The organism is Chondrinema litorale (genome assembly GCF_026250525.1).
In the GTDB taxonomy this organism is placed as follows: Bacteria; Bacteroidota; Bacteroidia; order Cytophagales; family Flammeovirgaceae; genus Chondrinema; species Chondrinema litorale.
Window position 1 is genome coordinate 2,313,547 of sequence record NZ_CP111043.1, and the last position, 19,920, is coordinate 2,333,466.

At 32.0% G+C, this 19,920-nt stretch carries 18 protein-coding genes and 1 tRNA gene; 13 read left to right on the plus strand and 6 right to left on the minus strand.

Annotated elements, in window-relative coordinates; translation table 11 throughout:
* Positions 1–11: 11 nt before the first annotated feature.
* From OQ292_RS09500 to OQ292_RS09520, 5 genes are all read left to right on the plus strand, one after another.
* Entirely contained in the window at positions 12–500 is a 489-nt protein-coding gene (locus OQ292_RS09500; protein WP_284685824.1) for a C40 family peptidase, read from the plus strand.
* 123 nt (positions 501–623) lie between these two features.
* On the plus strand, positions 624–1,136 hold the full coding sequence (locus OQ292_RS09505; protein WP_284685825.1) for a YciE/YciF ferroxidase family protein: 513 nt from the start codon (positions 624–626) through the stop codon (positions 1,134–1,136).
* A 240-nt stretch (positions 1,137–1,376) separates the two neighbouring features.
* Positions 1,377–2,978, plus strand: coding sequence for a sensor histidine kinase (locus tag OQ292_RS09510; RefSeq protein ID WP_284685826.1), 1,602 nt, complete (start codon positions 1,377–1,379; stop codon positions 2,976–2,978).
* Entirely contained in the window at positions 2,971–3,675 is a 705-nt protein-coding gene (locus tag OQ292_RS09515) for a response regulator transcription factor (RefSeq protein WP_284685827.1), read from the plus strand. The genes OQ292_RS09510 and OQ292_RS09515 overlap by 8 nt, the downstream gene beginning before the upstream one ends.
* 65 nt (positions 3,676–3,740) lie before the next feature.
* Positions 3,741–3,814: transfer RNA gene (locus tag OQ292_RS09520), tRNA-Arg, on the plus strand.
* 150 nt (positions 3,815–3,964) lie between these two features.
* Here OQ292_RS09520 and OQ292_RS09525 read toward each other — a convergent pair.
* The 4 genes from OQ292_RS09525 to OQ292_RS09540 all read right to left on the minus strand — a co-directional run bounded on the left by OQ292_RS09525 (position 3,965) and on the right by OQ292_RS09540 (position 9,032).
* On the minus strand, positions 3,965–4,129 hold the full coding sequence (locus OQ292_RS09525; protein WP_284685828.1) for a hypothetical protein: 165 nt from the start codon (positions 4,127–4,129) through the stop codon (positions 3,965–3,967).
* Positions 4,130–4,231: 102 nt separating this feature from the next.
* Entirely contained in the window at positions 4,232–5,740 is a 1,509-nt protein-coding gene (locus OQ292_RS09530; RefSeq protein ID WP_284685829.1) for a muramidase family protein, read from the minus strand.
* 1,068 nt (positions 5,741–6,808) lie between these two features.
* Positions 6,809–7,813, minus strand: coding sequence for an IS701 family transposase (locus OQ292_RS09535; protein WP_284683585.1), 1,005 nt, complete (start codon positions 7,811–7,813; stop codon positions 6,809–6,811).
* A 97-nt stretch (positions 7,814–7,910) separates the two neighbouring features.
* Positions 7,911–9,032, minus strand: a complete 1,122-nt coding sequence (locus OQ292_RS09540; protein ID WP_284685830.1) for a hypothetical protein — start codon at positions 9,030–9,032, stop codon at positions 7,911–7,913.
* 101 nt (positions 9,033–9,133) lie between these two features.
* Here OQ292_RS09540 and OQ292_RS09545 point away from each other — a divergent pair, with 101 nt between their 5' ends.
* Positions 9,134–9,985 (plus strand): DUF350 domain-containing protein, encoded by an 852-nt coding sequence (locus OQ292_RS09545; protein WP_284685831.1) that lies wholly within the window; start codon positions 9,134–9,136, stop codon positions 9,983–9,985.
* Here OQ292_RS09545 and OQ292_RS09550 read toward each other — a convergent pair whose 3' ends face one another.
* The gene (locus OQ292_RS09550; RefSeq protein WP_284685832.1) at positions 9,986–12,217 is read right to left on the minus strand and encodes an OmpA family protein; all 2,232 of its coding nucleotides are present in this window, start codon (positions 12,215–12,217) and stop codon (positions 9,986–9,988) included. It lies immediately after the preceding gene.
* Between the two features lie 230 nt (positions 12,218–12,447).
* On the opposite strand from OQ292_RS09550, the gene OQ292_RS09555 reads away from it, so the two are divergent.
* The 7 genes from OQ292_RS09555 to OQ292_RS09585 all read left to right on the plus strand — a co-directional run bounded on the left by OQ292_RS09555 (position 12,448) and on the right by OQ292_RS09585 (position 19,359).
* Entirely contained in the window at positions 12,448–12,966 is a 519-nt protein-coding gene (locus OQ292_RS09555) for an RNA polymerase sigma factor (protein ID WP_284685833.1), read from the plus strand.
* Positions 12,953–13,597, plus strand: a complete 645-nt coding sequence (locus OQ292_RS09560) for a DUF8845 family protein (protein WP_284685834.1) — start codon at positions 12,953–12,955, stop codon at positions 13,595–13,597. Before OQ292_RS09555 ends, OQ292_RS09560 begins: the two co-directional genes overlap by 14 nt.
* A gap of 78 nt (positions 13,598–13,675) precedes the next feature.
* On the plus strand, positions 13,676–15,151 hold the full coding sequence (locus tag OQ292_RS09565) for a DUF5687 family protein (protein WP_284685835.1): 1,476 nt from the start codon (positions 13,676–13,678) through the stop codon (positions 15,149–15,151).
* Between the two features lie 25 nt (positions 15,152–15,176).
* Positions 15,177–15,872: an ABC transporter ATP-binding protein gene (locus OQ292_RS09570; RefSeq protein WP_284685836.1), complete on the plus strand. Its 696-nt coding sequence runs from the start codon at positions 15,177–15,179 to the stop codon at positions 15,870–15,872.
* A gap of 90 nt (positions 15,873–15,962) precedes the next feature.
* Positions 15,963–16,685 carry a DUF3267 domain-containing protein gene (locus OQ292_RS09575; RefSeq protein ID WP_284685837.1) on the plus strand — a complete coding sequence of 241 codons (723 nt, stop codon included), beginning with the start codon at positions 15,963–15,965 and terminating at the stop codon, positions 16,683–16,685.
* A gap of 146 nt (positions 16,686–16,831) precedes the next feature.
* The gene (locus OQ292_RS09580; protein ID WP_284685838.1) at positions 16,832–18,154 is read left to right on the plus strand and encodes a Kelch repeat-containing protein; all 1,323 of its coding nucleotides are present in this window, start codon (positions 16,832–16,834) and stop codon (positions 18,152–18,154) included.
* An 11-nt stretch (positions 18,155–18,165) separates the two neighbouring features.
* The gene (locus OQ292_RS09585) at positions 18,166–19,359 is read left to right on the plus strand and encodes a hypothetical protein (RefSeq protein WP_284685839.1); all 1,194 of its coding nucleotides are present in this window, start codon (positions 18,166–18,168) and stop codon (positions 19,357–19,359) included.
* On the opposite strand, the gene gmk is transcribed toward OQ292_RS09585, so the two are convergent.
* A complete protein-coding gene (gene gmk / locus OQ292_RS09590; protein ID WP_284685840.1) occupies positions 19,346–19,915 on the minus strand; it encodes a guanylate kinase in 570 nt (189 codons plus the stop codon). The genes OQ292_RS09585 and gmk overlap by 14 nt on opposite strands.
* Positions 19,916–19,920 lie beyond the last annotated feature (5 nt).

Sequence of the window (19,920 nt, forward strand, 5' to 3'; positions counted from 1 at the left end):
TTCTTTAGCTTATGAAGCCAGGTTATATTTTCATATACGCATTTGTTGCTCTCGTTTTTGTATTGCAATTATTTGCTGAGCCAAGAAGCGATAAATCAACTACTCCCGAGTTGGTAATTAGTATTGCTAGAAAGTATTTGGGTACTCCCTATAAATATGGAAGTATAAATCCGGAGATAGGGTTCGATTGCTCTGGTTTTGTGTATAAAGTAATGGAAGAAGCAAAGATTAGTGTGCCTAGAACATCAAGAGGCTTTGCTGAATTTGGCGAGAAAATAGAGATTGATGATGCTCGTAAAGGAGATGTTATTTTGTTTACAGGTTCAAATTACGAGAATAAAACAATTGGCCATGTAGGAATTATAATTTCAGAAAAAGATGATGAGCTTCAATTCATTCATTCATCATCTTCTAAAAAACATCCAGGAGTTGTAATTACAAGTTTTTCTTCTGGGTTTTACAGCAAAAGGTTTGTAGGAATTAGAAGAATTTATAATTGAGATATTGACAAGGCATGTTAACCAAGTGAATAAATGATGAATGTCATGCATTCAATCGTTTGATATCATCAAAATTCTTTGAATAGAAAAATAAATTTACTTAAACCATAAATCAAAAAAGTTATGGAACCAATAAATAACTTAAGAGATCTGTTCATAGAATTGCTTAAAGATCGCTACGATTCTGAGCAGCAGCAGATAGAAGCTTTTCCAAAAATGATGAGAGAAGCCTCTTCTACGGAACTGAAGCATACTATTCAAAATAGTATAGATTGCTCGTCAAGACACATTTTTAAGCTGAAAGAAATTTTTAAAAAGGTAAAAACCTACCCAGAAGGAGACTTGTGCGAAGCTAACCTAAGTATGATTAATGAGGTATGGAAACTGATGAATCGCTCTACTAATCCTGAGGTAAAAGATGCATCTATTATCACGGCCATTCAGCATATCCACCATTATGATATTGCAGGTTATAGTTCTTTGAGTGCATATGCAAAAGCACTTGGTATGTACGAGAGTGCTCACATATTATTAGATATGTTGGAAGAAGAAAAAGAAATGGACTCAACGCTAAGAATGATGACAGTAGAGAGCATCAATGTAAAAGCTAATAAAGAATCTTTTGATGAAGCTTGATTAAGTTTCTTTCTCTTAAACACACAAATTCTGAGAAGATATTAACCCTAAAGTGTATTTTATTGATAATCAGTATTATGTATGCTGTTAAAAATGTTAAATTCTATTTAGGGTTTTATTCCTTGTTTTATTTTTGAATCATTGGAAAATTGCATTTATTTTCCATCTTAAAATCGATTTTTAATAAATATCTTTTCAGATACTTTGCAAAAAAATCATCTGAATTATATCATCGCTATTATGTCTGTTGCGCTGTTAGGATTAATTGCGCTTCAGTTTTATTGGATAAAAACTTCAATTGAAGTTAATCGTGATCGATTTAACAATAATGTTCACGATGCTTTGGGTGAAGTAGTGAAAAAGCTTGAGAAGCATGAAGCATTTCAGATTGCCAGAATGAAAATGGAAAATTCAATCAACATCGTAAAAGATGATTTTATGATGGAATATGATTCTATGGGTAATCCTAACTGGCGTGAAGAAAAGAAAATCCAATCTAGACAAATTATCTCTCCCGACGAAAATCCTGTAGGCTCAGGACATAAATACGAATTAAAAGAAGAACTGGTAATTAGTAAATCTGGAGTTGCCAGAAAGCTTTACGATAATGTAGGGATTAATGAAGCTTCAGGTATGGGTATTTCTCCAGTTGCACTTCAACCTTCAGGTATCGATTCTACAAACTGGTTTAATAAAATAAAGCAGCATAGCAATTTTAAACTATCCAGAATGTCTGATATGGTTTCTGGTGTTTTGAATGAGTGGATGCAAATGGATAAGAGTATCAAAAATCGTATTACTCAGGAGCAAGTAGATTCTTTACTTAGACAAGAAGTAAAAAATAGAGGTATAGATATAGATTTTTACTATGCTGTGCAAAGTAGAGAGAATAAACTGCCAGAAATAGTTTTTGCTAATACTAATAATGCCTATACAAGAAAGGAAGTTTTGGAATCAGACTACCGAACCAAACTCTTTCCTACAGATGTGTTTGACAAGCTTAATATTCTTTATATATATTTTCCTGAGAAAGATTCTTTCGTAATACGCGAAATGTGGTTATTGTTGGCTTCTTCTGCAGTGTTTATTTCTTTAATTATTTATGGTTTTGCTTTTGCCATTTACACTATTATAAAGCAAAAGAAAATATCTGAGATTACTAATGACTTTATTAGTAATATGACCCACGAGCTTAAGACACCAATTTCTACAGTTTCATTGGCTTGCGAAGCTTTAATGGATCCAGATATAAGAGCATTGCCCAATCAAAGTACAAGGTATTTAGGTATTATAAAAGAGGAAAATGAAAGATTATCAACTCAGGTTGAAAAGGTATTGCAGATAGCGAGATTAGATAGGGGAGACTTTAAACTGAAAATTGAGACAATTAATTTGCATGATGCAATTGAGCAGGCAATTAAAAATATACACCTTCAGATTGAAACAAGAGACGGAGAGATAATTACAAATCTAAATGCCAAACAACCTGTAATTGAGGCAGATCAAGTTCATTTAGTAAACATCATTAATAATTTGCTTGACAATGCCAATAAATATTCATTTGAAAAACCAACAATTACTATAAATACAAAAGACATTGAAAGAGGAATTCAGTTAACTATAAAAGATAAAGGACAGGGAATAGCAAAAGAAATGCTCAACAAAATATTTGATAAGTTTTATAGAGTGCCTACAGGTAACCTGCACGATGTAAAAGGTTTTGGTTTAGGACTTTCTTATGTTAAAACTATGGTTAATGCCCATGGCGGAGAAATTAGTGTTAAAAGTGAATTGAAGAAAGGATCTAGTTTTACTATTATATTACCACATAAACATGAGTAAAATAAAAATACTTCTTGCTGAAGACGATTTAAATCTTGGGCAAATACTAAATGAATATTTAAATGTAAAAGGATATGATACTGAACTTTGCCGAAATGGCGAAGAAGCATATCATTCATTTAAAAAGTCCACATTTGATCTGTGCATATTTGATGTAATGATGCCAAAACTAGATGGTTTTAGCCTTGCTGAGAAAGTGAGAAAAGCAGATAGTGAAATACCTATTATGTTTTTAACTGCTAAATCTTTAAAAGAAGATGCAATCAAAGGTTTTAATATTGGCGCTGACGATTACATTTCTAAGCCATTTAGTATGGAAGAGTTGTTACTTAGAATAAAAGCTATTTTAAGAAGAACTCACAAACCTGAAGAGGAAGAAAACCAGCAGACAAAATTTGAAGTAGGAGAGTTCCATTTCGATTTTGCTTCTCAAAAACTGAGTCATAATGGCAAAGAGCAGAAATTAACATCAAAAGAAGCTGCATTACTAAGAATGTTGTGTTTGCATAAAAATCAAGTGTTAGATAGGTCAAAGGCACTTAAGAAAATCTGGCAAGACGATAACTACTTCAATTCAAGAAGTATGGATGTTTATATAACTAAGTTAAGAAAGTTCTTAAAAGCCGATGAAAACCTACAAATACTAAATGTTCATGGGCAGGGGTTTAAATTAATCGAGCTTGACGGGCAGAATTAAAAATATAAAGAAAAGCTATTTTCTATTAAGTATTTATATTAACTTTGCAATTCCATTTGAAGGATGGCTCCGTAGCTTAACTGAATAGAGCACCTGATTACGGCTCAGGAGGTTCCAGGTTTGAATCCTGGCGGAGTCACATTATAAAGGTTACCAAATTAATTTGGTAACCTTTTTTAATTTAAAAAATATCTTAAAATATTAATATGCGGAATGTATAAACGCAAAACTGCTCACCTTAAATCTAAGGTGAGCAGTTTCTATATAATCAACTAATATTAAATCTTTATTAGAAATACTTTAAGATGAGAGGAGCATTTTTTCCATCAAATAAAAGTTTCTTATCTTTCTTCTCTTGGCTCTCTACTTCTTTTACCCACTCTCTTCTTAACTGCCAGATATCTTTTGTGTTATTTCTCATTCTTCTTGCTTTAATTGAATTTCTTTTGTTCATGTCTTACTTGTTTAATAAACGATTGAGCAATTAGTAAACTATAATTTCTTCTTTTCTAAAGAATTAGATTCTCATGCTGATAGAATCTATTTGTTAGTTTTATTATGCGCTTAGAAGTTGATGAGTCCCAAATTGTGACAAAAGCTTATTCATTCTTCTTTTTACTAAATAGTTATCCGATGAACTCGCAATTATCTTTATTAACTGATAGTTACTTATGCTTTTTACAGCATAATAAGAGTTTGAAGTTCTTGAAATATAATTGTTTAGTGCTGTTTCTATCTCTTTTTTAGCTCCACTAACACCAAGCTTTACCGCTAAATCTGTTAATGCTGCTATGCCAATGGCAGAGTAGAAAACTTCTGAAGCCCTTACTGAATTTCCTTTAAGGTTTAATTGTATATTAAGTGCCGGTGACATGTACTGTTCGCGTGCAGACTCTACCTGTACAGCTTTAGTACTTTCGCCGAGTTTGATGAGAGGACCGTATAAGGATTTGGTTTTGATAATGTAGTCTATTACTAATTCACCAGTTAGTTTTGTTTGCCCTTTGTAACCTTCTGGTGCATAAACTACCAAACTACCATTTTCAAGTACGATGCCGTATTTTACTAGGTAATTTGTATATGCAATATAGTCATTATCTTTTAAAAGAGAAACGAATTTTGCAAAAGATCCATATTTAATTGTAAACTGTATAAATCCAAAAGAACCAGCACCGTCGTAAAAATTTAAAGCACTTGCGCTTCCTTCATTAGAAGATACAAAACTTAAAGCTAGAGCAGTTGCATCATCGTAACCTAATCTCTTAATGTAATTATAGTCTATTTTAGTTCCATTGTTGTACTGAACTCCGTCTTTTCTTACTGCATATTTACTTGGAACATTATCTTTAACTGTGGCAATATATCTATTGTTTTCAAATAAATCGTATGAGTTAATTCCCGATTGTAAAACTTGAAAATCGTTTTTTGCAATTTTAATTTCTTGAAGTTTAGCATACGACATAAAGTCATTTCTAAAGCCTGTTAATTTTTCAGTTCTGTTGTCAAAAGAATTATTGTAATAATTCTGGTCACTCTCTGGAAGAGTTAATTCTTGACCGATGTAAAGAGCGCTATTTCTAAGGTTATTTACGCTAATAATATCTTGTTCAGAAACACGAGCATTTTTAGCAATTCCGTAAAGTGTTTCTCCAGCTCTAACTACGTGTTTTCTGTTGTTGAAATTTGATGTGTTTTGAGTTACTACTGTGTTGCTATTAGTAGTAGTAGATTGTTGAGTATATGTGGTAGTGTTTTTAACTGGTATAGCAATTTTTTGACCTGGCACTATAAGGTTGTTTTGAATCGAGTTAGCTTTTACGATTTCATCTACTGTAACATTATTAGCATTTGCTATTCCCCATAATGTTTCTCCACTTTTTACTTCGTGTGTTTTTGTTGTTATTGTATATGCATGTAATGAACTAGCGTACATTGCAAAGAAAATTGCTATAAATACTTTAAAAGTATCAAAAAGCATCTGCTTTCTTGCGTATTCACCTATTACATATTGTTGTGTAAGAAATAGATAAGAATTGTGTTTTGAGGTTTGATTTAATTGCATCATGATTTAATTGAATTAGTTGATTATGACGCAATTATATTTTGTAAAATTAGCTTATGCTTTTCATAAAATTTATCTTATGTTAACTTTGTAGTTAATTGTTTGGACATACTAATACTACTTGTAACTTTTATACAGTTTTTAAACTTTTTGTAATTTTTTATAAAATGTTACATGGTCATTTCTGTAAAAAAAGAGTTAGAGTCTGAGGATAAGAAGATCAGTTTTGAGAGCAAACTTTTTAAAAACTTTAACTTACTTGAACATCGACCTCTTGAAAGCCGATTTTGAGGGAATTAAGAATAGTTTACGATTGGGTCTTGATTATTGTAAATGGAATAGAAGAAAATGTAACATCTGTAATAGAGTTGAAAAAAAGTAAAAAAAAAGTGATTTTCTTCATGTAAAAAATTTCAAGAATAGTAAAAATTGTAAGGTTGGTAACGAAACAATCTATTGAGAAAGCAGAAAAATATGGTTATGTAAGTAAAAATTGACTTGTAAAAAACATGTACTAGAATACTTACTCTAAGAATTAAAAGTACAATGAGGGAGAGGATGAACTAAATAGATTAAAGTCTATATACAATATTATTACTCAAAAATACTTGTTGTTTTCTGTAGATTAATGTTTGAAACAGAAGTTTTTGAACAAATACAATTAGCGAAAAAATGGAGCTTTAAAGACAGTTAAATCAATGCAGGTTTCAGATAGTTTATTACTCCGAATTATCTCAGATTTGGTCTAATATTGACTCTTAAATTTTGAGGGTTTTGAGGTATGATTATTAGGGAAAAATAGATGAAAATATGAAGTGTAAAACGGTCTGAATTAAGAAGCTAATACAGTAAATAAAAAGCTAAAGAAGTTTGAAACTTAAGGTTTTTAATTACTTCATAATATGATGATAATTTTGTCAGAATTCTCAATGAATTAAGCGGATTTCATCTGGTTAAAAAGTTAGGTGTTTAGATAGATGTTATTCAAATATGAACTATCAATCCAGTTTATATTCCTAAAGGTTTGACATAAAAAAAGCTCTTAATAAAAGAGCTTTAATAAATTAGGACTTACGCATTTAAGTTAAAAATGATAATAGGATTAGCAAGAATCTGTTTAAGATAGTTGCTGAACGGAAGTACTTTGATTTGATAGAGTGTTGTTTTCAACTGTTTTGCAAGGAGTTTCAGCCCTATCCAAGCCTGGTAGCAGCAAGCTAGATGGTTCCTCTGGGAGATTGCCTTTCGGCATTGGCACTTCTCAGAGCCTGTAAGCTGTTTGTATTCCCTGTGGAACTGCTCAATCTGCCATCTGATCTGGGATTCGTTTTCGGCCTCAAATACATTCATCCTGTCCGATAGATCATTTGTGATCACCCATTCAATGTCCCCGTTTAGGGAGACTATCTTGAATAATTTGACGGGGTAAGGGTATTTTTTGAGTTTGACCTGTACGCCTTCCAGCAGTTGCCTACCGGAAAGCTCGACTGTGCCCACAGCCTGCATCCCTGTGTCTCTGGATAGGCTGACTTGGCGGTTGCTCTTCAGGGTAGTGAAGAATGTCCAGCCGCTTCTGTGCACAAGCTTAAGGTTGTCCATGGAAGCATACCAGCTGTCAAAAAGTATCTTTTTGGCTTTCAGGTCTTTACGCATGGTCATTCGGGTGAACATCTCCTGGAAATGGTCATTCTTGGTCTTCTTATCCGTTTCTGGGTGGTAGATTCGGTAATCGATAGGATAGTAATCCCCATCAATGCCATTGCTGTGTACCATGTTTACCAGATTGATCCCATTGACTAGGCCATGCTCATTGCCTGAGTACTGCCTTTTGGCCAATTCTATATACCGGGAATACCTCTTTGCCTGAACACTGTCATCGACAAGGATAAATGAGTCTGGGCTATCTTGGAGATGGCCCTTGACAATATCCCACAGGTCGGAAGAGGTAAATTTAGAATGGGCTAGAAAACGCGTGACTTGGTCATGACTGACATCCATAGAATGGGCTGCCATGTGGGTACAGGTATAATTCCCGTGAGTATGGAGAAGATATGATATGTACAGAGATTTATCCATATAAATTAGTATTAAAAAAAACAATCTCTCAAATCTTGAGCATTTTTGCTAGAGAAATTTAATATTGCGTAAGTCCTATAAATAGAAGTTCTAATTTTTACTTTCCACTAGAAGAGCTTCCTCCTCTATAAGAACTTGTACGTGAACTACTACTTCTCGATATGGAACTTGAGCTAGAACTCCTGCTAACTCTATTACTTACAGAAGATCTAAATGAGTTCATAGATGTTAATTTACTGGAAGAGCTTCTCGCAACTCTTGTCTGAACTGTAGACTTAAATTTATTTCGGGGGTTTAAGGAGGTTGCATGATCACTTCGGGTTCCATAAGCATATTTACCTGCACCTAAGCTCTGCCCATAGTAAGACGATCGACCTCTGTAGTTATAATAATAATCATCGTAATCTCCTCTGTAAACTGGTCTGTTGTAGCCAAGCATTGTTCGTAAAAAAGCATACTTACCATAAAACTCCCATACAGGGTTTCCTGTATTATTTGTTTGCCATGATCCATATCTAGTGTTTCCCACATAGTTATGATAGCCAGGAGGTGAGCTCAGTTCACTAGTAGTATTATCGTTGGTAGAAGAAGCTAGCGTCATTCCTATATCATTTATATAATAATCAAATGCGGTATCACTTACTGCCAGCCAGTTAGTTAATGTATCGTATGGTGTTCCAACAGAGTCTTCTAGAAGAATTTTATATTGGTGAGTAAATGTGGTATCGTTACCTTTTACATCTAGGTTGGCATCGTACAATATAACAGAATAAGGTTTATTATTTTGCACAATTGGTGCAGTATTGATTTTGATTTCTTTTAAAGCTTGATTTTTATATGCATTAATTTCTGCTTGCTCTTTATCATATTTTTTTTGAGCATCTGCTTGTTTTTTTATGGCTTCATCGTAGAATTCATAATCTTTATCAACATTTTTATAATAGTTTACTGCTTCTAAGTATTTACCATCATTGTAGGCCTCATTTCCAAATTGATAATAATTTTCAGACTCTTTTGATGGGCTAAGGATGACTACAACTATTACTAATGTAATAGGAAACACAAATATCCAGCCCATAAACCCTGCAATTGAATAGGCTATCTTTTTTTGTGTAGTAGTTTTTTTTAACCATATACCAATAACGCCTATAGGAAAAAGGAACAAAAGAAGAAAAAACATTAACGTTTTGTTATCATACCATTTTTGTTGAGAAGCCATTTAATGCAGAATTTGATTTATTTAGAGAAATACATATCTTAAGGACAAGATAAAAAATATTTTTTTAACTCTGCTAGTCTAATCTAATTTGCTATAATTTAATGGAATTTTTAAGCTTTATCCCTGAAGAAATACTTAGTTCTGTAAGCCTTTTAATTGCGTATGTACTAATTTTTTTGATATCTAAGTGGTTAAAAGATTTACTTACTCCCTTCAGTATTAATGCTCAACTTACCTCAGAAGACAATCTTGCTGTTGCCATAAGTATGGTAGGTTATTTTATTGGTATTACAGTTATTTATTTAGGGGCAGTTGATGGTCCTGGAAATGGATTATTGGAAGACTTATTAGCTGTTGGCGGATATTCTTTAGGAGGAATAATACTATTGAATATTTCGAGAATTATAAATGATAAACTAATTCTATATAAATTCTCTACTATTAAAGAGATTATAGAAGATAAAAATCCAGGAACAGGAGTTGTGCAAGCAGCATCATATATTGCTTCTGGACTTGTAATAGCAGGAGCAATACATGGAGAAGGTGGAGGAATTCTTTCAGCTTTAATTTTCTTTTTAGTAGGTCAAGTGGTATTAATTGTGTTTGCCTTAATATATGAGAAAATTACTCCTTACTCAGTACATGATGAAATAGAGAAGGATAATACAGCTGCTGGTTTAGGTTTTTCGGGTGGTATTGTAGCAATAGGAATAATTATCTTAAAAGCTATATCAGGTGATATGGAAAGTTATGCAGACCACTTTTCTACATTAGCTTTTGATATAGCTCTAATAATAGTATTAATGGTATTTGTAAGATTTTTCTTTGATAAATTTATTATTCCAGAAGCTGATTTATCTAAAGAGATATCAGAAGATAAAAATATAGGAGCTGGCTTACTTGAAGGTTTTATTTCAATAAGCTTTGCCTGTGTCTTATATTTTGTGTTGTAATTATTCGTGTACGGTGCTAACCTGAGGAGAAGATACTTTCTTAATCTCAACTCTTCTGTTTAGTTCCCTACCTTCTTCTTCATCGTCGTTAGATGCAATTGGTTGTGATTCTCCATAACCAGTTGCTATAATTCTAGATTTATCCACACCTCTTTCAATAAGGTATAGGGCTATAGATTTGGCTCTTCTTTCTGAAAGTTCTTTATTGTATTGGCTGCTTCCTACATTGTCTGTATGTCCACCAATTTCTATAAAAAAGTCTTTTTCTTGAATTAAATAATCAGCAATTTCATCTAACCCAGCATAAAACACTTCATTTATCATTGCAGCATTTGAGTCAAAATATAAGAATAGGTTCGATGATTTTCCGTTTTTCAGGTTAGAGATTGTTGGGTTATTTTCAAATGATTTTTCTTGATTTAAGCTGATATTATCTATACTAGGCTGAATATTCTCTTCTGATTCAGCAATTGTATTTTCATTACTATTTAATGATTCGGTAGATTTAACAGTGTTTTCGACTATATCTGAATTATTATCATTTATAATATTTTCATCATCCGTTTTTGTAATTAACTCTTTAGCTTCAACATTTTCTTCTATAGTAGAATCTTGTTGAATGTTTTCTTCTGTACTAAGAGAATCAGTTTTAGCTTGAAGTTCTTTTTGTTCTTGTATAGAAATTATATCAGGATGTGTATCAAATTTAGCTATAGGAATATTTTTACCATCTTGTTTTAGAGGAACTGCAAGTAGCTTTTGCGGTTGAGTCGTATCACCAAAGTGAAACACAATATTTTGTTCGCTACTGTTCGCAATATTTTCAATATGAAAATAAGTGTCACTTGTTATAGGCATTTCTAAAACATATTTGCCTTCATCATCAGTAGATACTTCAAAAACTTCGTCATTAAACCTAAGCGTTTTTTTGTTGTTTGTGATTAACTCTCCAGATTCTTCATCAGTTAATGTACCTTCAATTAATATGGCATCAAATGGTAAAACTCGGTATAAGTCCATACCACCATTGCCTCCAGGTCTTAGTGAAGAAAAGTAAGAAAGTCTTCCATACTTTGTATAATAGATGTCATCAAAAACTGAGTTAATCGGATAACCCAAGTTTTCTGGCTCTTCCCATTGTTGTAGCGAATCAATATATCTTGATCTAAAAATATCGAAGTTACCTATTGATGAGTGCCCTTTAGATGAAAAATACAAATAACCGTCATCTGCAAGAAAAGGAGAGTCTTCATCATAAGGCGAGTTTAATCCTAAAAGTGGTTGAGGTTCACTCCATTCTCCGTCTTCATTTAGTTTTGTTACATATAAATCTAAATTTCCATCGTGAGAGTCGAAGTTAGAAGCAAAATATAATGTGCTACCATTATCTGCCATAAATCCATGAGATTCGTTTCCTGGGGTTGCTATTTCTCTTATTAGTTTGCCTTTTCCCCAATAATCTTCAACTCTATCAGCAATATATAAATCACCGTTTTGGTAGATTAATAGGTTTTGATCATTATTAAAAACCTGAATAATGGCATCATTACCATGTAAATCTGGATTGGTAAAATAGTGGGGTTTATCCCAGTAATAATTGCTATCTAACTCAACTAGAAAAATATTTTCGTATTTGTATGTTTTGCTTTTTAGTGTGTCTTGATCCCACAGGTCAGGTCTGGAGGTATATAATAATGTATGGTGATCGGCAAAAGCGGCAATACCATATTCGTGTTGACTGGTATTAATGCTTTCGCCCATATTTTGTACAGTACGTTTACTTTCTTTGCCAAATATTGATTTGGCATTTACTATGTAGTTTTTTGTAAGAGATAAATTTACTTTTTCAGAGAATACAGAGTCTTGTATTTCATTAACTGTTTTTTCAGCGTTAGAAAAATCTTCATTTAGATGGTAGGCCATTGCCAGAAAAATTGTGTATTCTGGTACTTGTTTACTTTCCTCAGAATCTTTTACAGAGAGTAAATATTCTAGAGCCTTTTTGGGAGATTGTAAATGTAAATGGCAAATACCTGCATACAGCTTTGCAGTTTTATTTTCTGGTTCAAGATAAAGAGCCTCTAAAAAATAATTGTATGCTTTAATATCATGTTTATTATCGAGTTCTTTTATGCCCTTTTTTATTATTTTATTAATGTCTTGAGCATGCAAAGTATTTCTACCAAAAAATAGTAATAAAGCTGTAGCCACCAGAGCGAAAAAACGTAACATACTGAAAAAGTGTTAATTGTAGGTTAGTAACGGGTTATTATATGTATAAGTGTAAATTGTTATTTGTATTGATATAGTAATCTATTGCAAAGCTTAATTATTTAAAAAAATGGGGCTTTTGCTATGAGGTAAGTTTGTTAATAGTAATAAATCTTAAATGCATTTGTAATAAACTTTATTGTGTTGCGACATATGGAATAAACTACTTCTGAACTTTTTAATCAGGTACTGTGAACTCTCTAAAACTTGAAAAAAAATTTACTGAGCTTGTTACCTGTCATCAGGGAATTATTCATAAGGTGTGTGGTATGTACTGCAAACATGAAGAAGCCCGGAAGGACTTATTCCAAGAAATTGTTGTGCAATTATGGCGATCTTTCCCATCATTTAGAGGAGAGTCTCAGGTAACAACATGGATGTATCGTGTTGCGCTCAATACGGCGATTTCTAGCTTTCGAAAAGAAGTAAGAAAGCCTGATGAAGAAAGTATCTCAAACAAAGTGTATCAAATTCCAGTATCTAATAAGTTAAAGCAGGAACAGGAGGAACAGATATCTTTTATGTACAAGGCTATAGAACAGCTATCGCAAGTAGAAAAGGCTGTTATTATGTTGTATCTCGAAGAATATAGTTATGACGAAATTGCCGAAATTACTGGCATGACTCGCACCAATGTTGGTGTTAAAATCAACAGAATTAAAGCTAAACTTCAAAAAATTTTAAAACCAGTATATAATGAGATTAGATGATTTAAAAACTAGTTGGAATCTTTATACCAATGAGTTGGTAAGTAAATCAGAAGTTCAGGAAGTACAGATCAAAAGTTTGCTAAAAAGCAGAGCTAATGATATCGTTTCCAAAATAAAGAAAAGCTTATACTTTGAAATATCTCTGGTAATTCTTTGCTCAGCTATATTCCTTACGATGTTATTTGAGTATTCTGATCCTGTTATGATGGTGATAAGTTACGTTATGCTTATTTTTTCTTTAGGATCTATGGTCTTTTTAACATATTACTACAGAAAAATTAATCTGTTTGATATGAATTTACCTAATCTTAGAGATTCGCTAAGTGGAGTAATTACCTCATTAAAAGGTTATATAAGGGTTTACAATATTATAAATGTATCACTTGCACCTCTTATGTTTACTTCAGGTTTGTACTATGGTTTTTTTATAGGTGCAGAAGCTGAAGAACAGAATACCGAAAATCAAGCATCAATGCTTACAGGAGAACAAATAGCAATAGTCGTTTTTATATATATAATAGCATTTATTCTATTCTACTTTCTTTCTAAATTCTACATCCACAAGTTGTATGGTATTCATTTAAAATCTTTAAAAGGATGTCTTGCGGAGTTAGAAGGTTTTAAATCATAATTGATTATAAATTTTATTTTTAGAAATTTAAGCTTTGATCTAAACACAAAGCATGGCTGTTAATGCAAATTTTTTAGAATGATAAAACATTTAATACTCCATCAGTGGAAAGAGTCTTACAGGTCTCCAATGTTTCAGAGAAGCCTTGTAATAAATATAGTTTTCGGCTTATTTATGCTCTATATGCTGGCAAGCTTTGCTTTTCTAGGATTTTTTATTGACAAAATACTTTATAAAGCTTTTCCAGATCAAGACCCTCTTTTAATATTTAATGGTGCATTGATTTACTATTTCTTTGTTGAATTAATAATGAGGTTGCAATTACAGGAATTACCTGTAATGACAATCCAACCTTATTTGCATTTGCCAATTAATAGAAAAAAAATTATCCATTATTTACTATCAAAAAACTTAATTAGCTTTTTTAATTTCTTTCCACTTCTAGTTACTGTTCCATTTAGTGTTAAAGTAATTTTGCCAGATTATGGAGTTGTAGGAATGCTATTTTGGTTGCTAACCACAATTTTTATAAGTATTTCAATAAGTTATTTATGTGCTTATTATAAAAGATACATCATTCAAAAACCGCTAGGGATATTAATCCTTTTTGGTTCTGTTTTACTTATTGGAGTTTTAGATTATTATAATCTATTAGAGTTAACGCAATTTTCTGAATGGGTTTTTCAATGGGCGATTGATGGACCTTTTGTAATGCTTGCAGCCTTATTATTTGCTTTATTTCTCTATTATATCAACTACAGGTTTATTTTGTCTAATACCTATATGGACGAAATAGTTGTGTCTAAAAAACAGAAACAAACTTTAACAAACATTACTTTTCTTGATCAATTCGGCGATATAGGTCAATTTATTCTTATAGAGCTTAGATTAATACTAAGAAATAAGCGCTCTAAGTCTGTAGTAACAGTTTCTTCCTTTTTCTTATTTTATGGTCTTATATTTTACACACAAGAAATATATATGGAAGGTAACTACATGCTCATATTTGTAGGAATCTTTATTACAGGTATGTTTATGTTAAATTATGGGCAGTTTATACCGAGTTGGGAGGGTGGTTTTTTTGATGGTATTCTTACTCGTAATTCAGACACTTACAGATACTATCTTGCTAAATACTATTTATTAATGCCAACCTGTGTTATAGCATTTATCTTAAGTACACCATATGTATATTTTGGCTCTAAAGTACTGCTAATAAATTTCTGTATGCTGTTCTTTAACATTGGCATTAATAGTATTGTAATTCTATTTATGTCTACCTATAATGACCGAAGAATAGATTTATCTAAAAAAGCAACATTAAACTGGGAAGGAGTTGGAGCATCACAGTTTATTATGCTTATTCCAGCCTTAGTTTTACCTATGCTTTTATTTTTCCCTTTTGATTATTTTGACATTCCCAACATAGGTTATGCTTTTATCGGAGTACTGGGTTTAGTAAATTTTATATTCCACAAGTTTTGGATTAAGCAAATTGCCAAAAGATTTGATAAACAGAAATACAAAATAGCAGCAGGTTTTAGAAAAGAGTAATTACAACTGAACAATAAAGAATTATATGATACAAATAGCTAATCTTTCAAAAAAATATAAAACTATTGAGGCTGTAAACATTCCTGAATTAATTATACCACAAGGAGAAAGTTTTGGCTTAGTAGGTAACAATGGAGCAGGAAAAACTACACTTTTCAGAATGGTTTTAGATTTAATAAGACCATCTAGTGGTGAAGTTTTAATGAAAGATAAAGTAGTTAAAGGGAATCATTTCTGGAAAGAGTTTACAGGATCGTATTTAGACGAGGGTTTTTTAATAGGCTTTCTTACTCCAGATGAATATTTTGATTTTGTAGGTAACCTAAACGGATTTAATAAAGCTGAAACCAAAGAGAGGCTTATTGGCTTCGAAGAAATTTTTAATGGGGAAATTCTTGGAAGTGATAAGTACATTAGAGATTTATCTAAAGGGAATCAGAAAAAAGTAGGTATTGCTGCTGCAATGTTAAGTAATCCAGAAATATTGATATTAGACGAGCCTTTTGCAAACCTAGATCCTTCAACTCAAATTAGGTTAAAAAATAAATTGAGAAATTTTCAAAAAGAAAATGGCTGTACTTTATTTATCTCTAGCCACGATTTAAATCATGTAACTGAAGTTTGCGAGAGAATTGTTGTATTAGAAAAAGGCCAGATAATAAAAGATATTAAAACAAGTGAATCAACTTTAAAAGACCTAGAGACTTATTTTGCTGCCTAATTGACTGTGTTTTTTCTTAAAAAATATTAATACTGACATTTTATTTATCAATTCTTGGTAATTTTAAATTATATACCACGATTTGTAAAAATGGAACTATTAGAATCTGATCAGTCAGATCAAATAATTAAAGAAGATATATCATTATCATTTGATGAAGTTGGAGGATTTTCACTCCCAATTGTCTTCTATATTTTATTTTTTTTTACTTTAATTTTTGCTTCAATTCATGGTTTTGGAGTGTTAGTTTCTGGTTGGAGTGTTAAGCTTTTGCTATTACTGATTATTCCCGTTTTTTTAATTGGAGTGGTATTACATGAGTTTATTCATGGAATTTGTTTTTCATTGTTTTCCGGAAAGCCATTGAGTTTTATAAAATATGGTTTCGATAGAAAATCTCTCACACCATATGCTCATTGTAAAGAGCCTATTAGATCTGGAGCTTATAAGATCGGAGCTCTTATGCCAGCAATAATTTTGGGCTTAATTCCTTATGTGATTTCTATTATAAATGGCAGTTTTTATTTATTCCTGTTTGGTACTTTTTTTACCACAGCTGCTTGTGGTGATTTCCTAGTACTTTGGTTAATCCGAAATTTAAATAGAAATGCCATGGTTGAAGATCACCCATCTAGAGCTGGATGTTATGTATACATAACCGAAGAAATTCCTTTTGTGCCAGATAGGTCAATAAATCTTCAAAAAGCATTAAAACTCCAAAATATTTATAAAATTCCATTTCTTGTAATTATCCTATCGGCAGGTGTTGTATTTGGCTATAGGTTAGTATCATCTGTAATGGAAATACTTTAAGGTGTTATCAGTTCATGCAGATTTATTTATGTCTGTGTATATCTAATCTGAAATCAATTTATTAATAATTCTTACTGCACAAGTGAGAATCGAAAACCTTTTTACATTCTTTTGATTAGATTTATTAAACATAGAAGATAAATAAAATGAATCATATCCGGAAATTATTAAATATTCTGGTGATCTTAATATTTCTTTCAGCTTGTAATGAAAATGATAGTGTAAGAAGTATAGAAGTATACACAGGAGATGTAGAAAACGTTGATAACTCTTTTCAAATTAAGGGTTACTACATCGATGTGTTATTAGAACTGGAATATAATGGAAATGTAAATGCAAGTAGCTTAGGCATTTCAGAGCATGGCCATTGTTGGTCTTTAGACTCACTTCCAGAAGTAGTAGATAATTGTACAAGATTAGGAAGTTTAGCCGTACAAGACACCTTCTATAGCAGTCTACAAGACATAGAAGATGGAAAAACTTATTTCTCAAGGGCTTATGTTATTACAGATAACACCATATACTATGGTAATACAGTTACTTTTACTTCAGAACTAGATGATGTTGTAACCGATCCAGACCCGGAACCTGACCCAGACCCTGAGCCCGTGAGTTGGTGGGATGAAATGAAAACCTATCCAGGTAGCGCAAATAATAATTATACTGGGTTTGTACTAAGTAATTATTTGTATGCAGGATTTAGTTCTATGCAAGATGGTGATCAAAATCTTAAATTCTGGAAAATAAATGTAGATAATAATAGGTGGGAACAAATAGATGAGTTTGAAGGTGCCCCAGTTACCAATGCGGTTTCTGTTACCTTAAATAATAGAGCTTACCTAATTGGAGGGGCATATCTATATAATAGTTCGAGAGCATCAGATCAATTTTATAGGTACAATCCTGATGTTGATGACTGGGATGAATTAGAAGACTTTAAAGGGAAAGCTAGGTTGAATGCCATGGGAATAGCTTTTCAGAATAAAATATACTATGGTTTAGGTGACAATAGGTCTGATATTTACGAATATGATTTAGAAAAAGAAAAATGGAGTGAAGTAAAAACAGATTTACCTCATGATTTAAGAAAGCGTGAAAATGCTATTACATTCATAGCTAACAATAATATTTACATTGGTTTTGGTAAATCTGATGATTATAAAAAAGACCTTTGGCGATACAACCCGGATTCTGATGAATGGATGCAGATGTCTACTTTTCCGGGAAATGGAAGAATAGTTTCCTGTTTGTTTAATATTGGAAGTACAACTTATTTTGTAGGAGGAGATAACGGCAGTGGTATAGCAGAAAACTGGAAATACTTAGTAAAAGAAGACCGTTGGCAAAAACTTGACGATAATTTTGAATACCTAGACGAAATAGCATTTGGTATGGCATTAAATGGTAAAGGTTATGCGCTACTTTCTTCTGGTCAGGCATTTTGGCAATTTACACCTCCAACAGACTAAACAACATCAAATTGAAAATACATTACTTACTTACACTTTTTATTAGCTTACTTACTATACCTAGTGCATTTACACAAAGTCTCACGTCTAAAGAAAAGGAATCTTTAAGATACGAAGCAGGAGCCTTTGTGAAAGAGCTTGAATTGCTATTAAATAACATTAGTAATGATGAAAGTAGTAGGTTAGAGCGTAATACTGTGATCGAAAATAGCTTTAGCTCAATTGGTAATCAGATATTTTTTAATGAAAAAGTAATTATTGAAGATGATATTACTCCAAGTCATTACAATTTCGAAAATGTAGTTGACCTAACAGTTGAAAAATACCTTAGAAACTTCGACTTGTTCTATAAAAAGCAAGAATACAAATCAATAAAATTTTCAGATTTTTATGTCTCTGATGTAAAAGAAGGGAGCTACATTTATTTAGAGGTTTATTTTAAAAGTTTGTTTAGAGGAAGTCATGTTAATTATGATTTAGCTTATAAATCAACAAGTAGAGTAGCTACTATTATAGCTACACAGTCTGGTAAAAAGTGGGATTTAAAAATTGCCAGTATAGTTTTTTATGATCCTGATAAACATAGAGTATTATTTGATCTAGAAAAAGATCCTCTAGAAATTAATGCAATTGAATTAGATATAGAAACACCTTCTAAAGCTATTAGTGAAGAAGATATAGAGAGAAAGACGCAAGAAGAAACTGTGAAAAATGAAGTGTCTAGTACTAATGGAATGTCTTTCTTTGCAGGTATTTGTTTAGCTTATGAGTCTAATATAAATAAACCTGGACTAGGCTTATCACTACAAGCAAAACCAGATAATAAGAATTATGCTTTTTATCTGGAATGGAGGTATTTATTTAGTGAAAGCACCCAAGATACAATTAACCTACAAGAATATATTGTTAACCGGTTTGATATAAGTATTGGGGCTACTTATGAGTTTAAAACAAGTATAAATACATTTAAGCCTTTTGTTGTTGGAGGTATAAATTATACTCAATCTATACTAAGGGCCACCGAGTCCAACTTTGAAGAAGCTCCAAAAGCTAGTGCAAGTGGAATTGAACTCGGTGGCGGAATATCTTATAAAAAATCTCCAAACCATCCATTAAATTTCAATAGCCGAATCAGCTATATAACTGGTAAAGCATCGAGGTTTTTGATACAGTTTGGGGTAAATTATAAAATCAACCAGAAATAAATTTATCAACAAGAGCTTCTGCATCTTTAAAAGCCGTTTCAATATTATCATTGACAAGAGCTACATCAAATTGTTTTTCAAACTGTAGTTCTTCAGAAGCTTTAGCAATCCTTTCTAAAAGTTTGTCTTCAGATTCAGTATTTCTGTTTCTGAGTCTTGTTTCAAGCGTTTGAATATCTGGCGGTTTTACAAAAACAGCCAATGCCTGATCACCATATTGCTTTTTAAGATTAAGTCCTCCCTTTACATCAACATCTACTATTATATGCTTTCCTTCATTCCAAATCCTGTTTACTTCTTCTTTTAAAGTTCCGTAAAACAAACCTTCATACACCTGCTCATATTCAGCAAAGGCATTTTGTTTTATTTTTTCTATAAAGGTTTCTTTAGAAAGAAAGTAATAATCTTTTCCATCTACTTCATTAGGCCTTTTGCTTCGAGTAGTGGCAGAAATAGAAAAGGTAAGGCACTTGTTTTTTGCTAACAAGTGCCTTACAATAGTAGTCTTGCCGGCTCCGGAGGGTGCCGAGAAAATAACGATTTTACCTTGAGACATGTAGT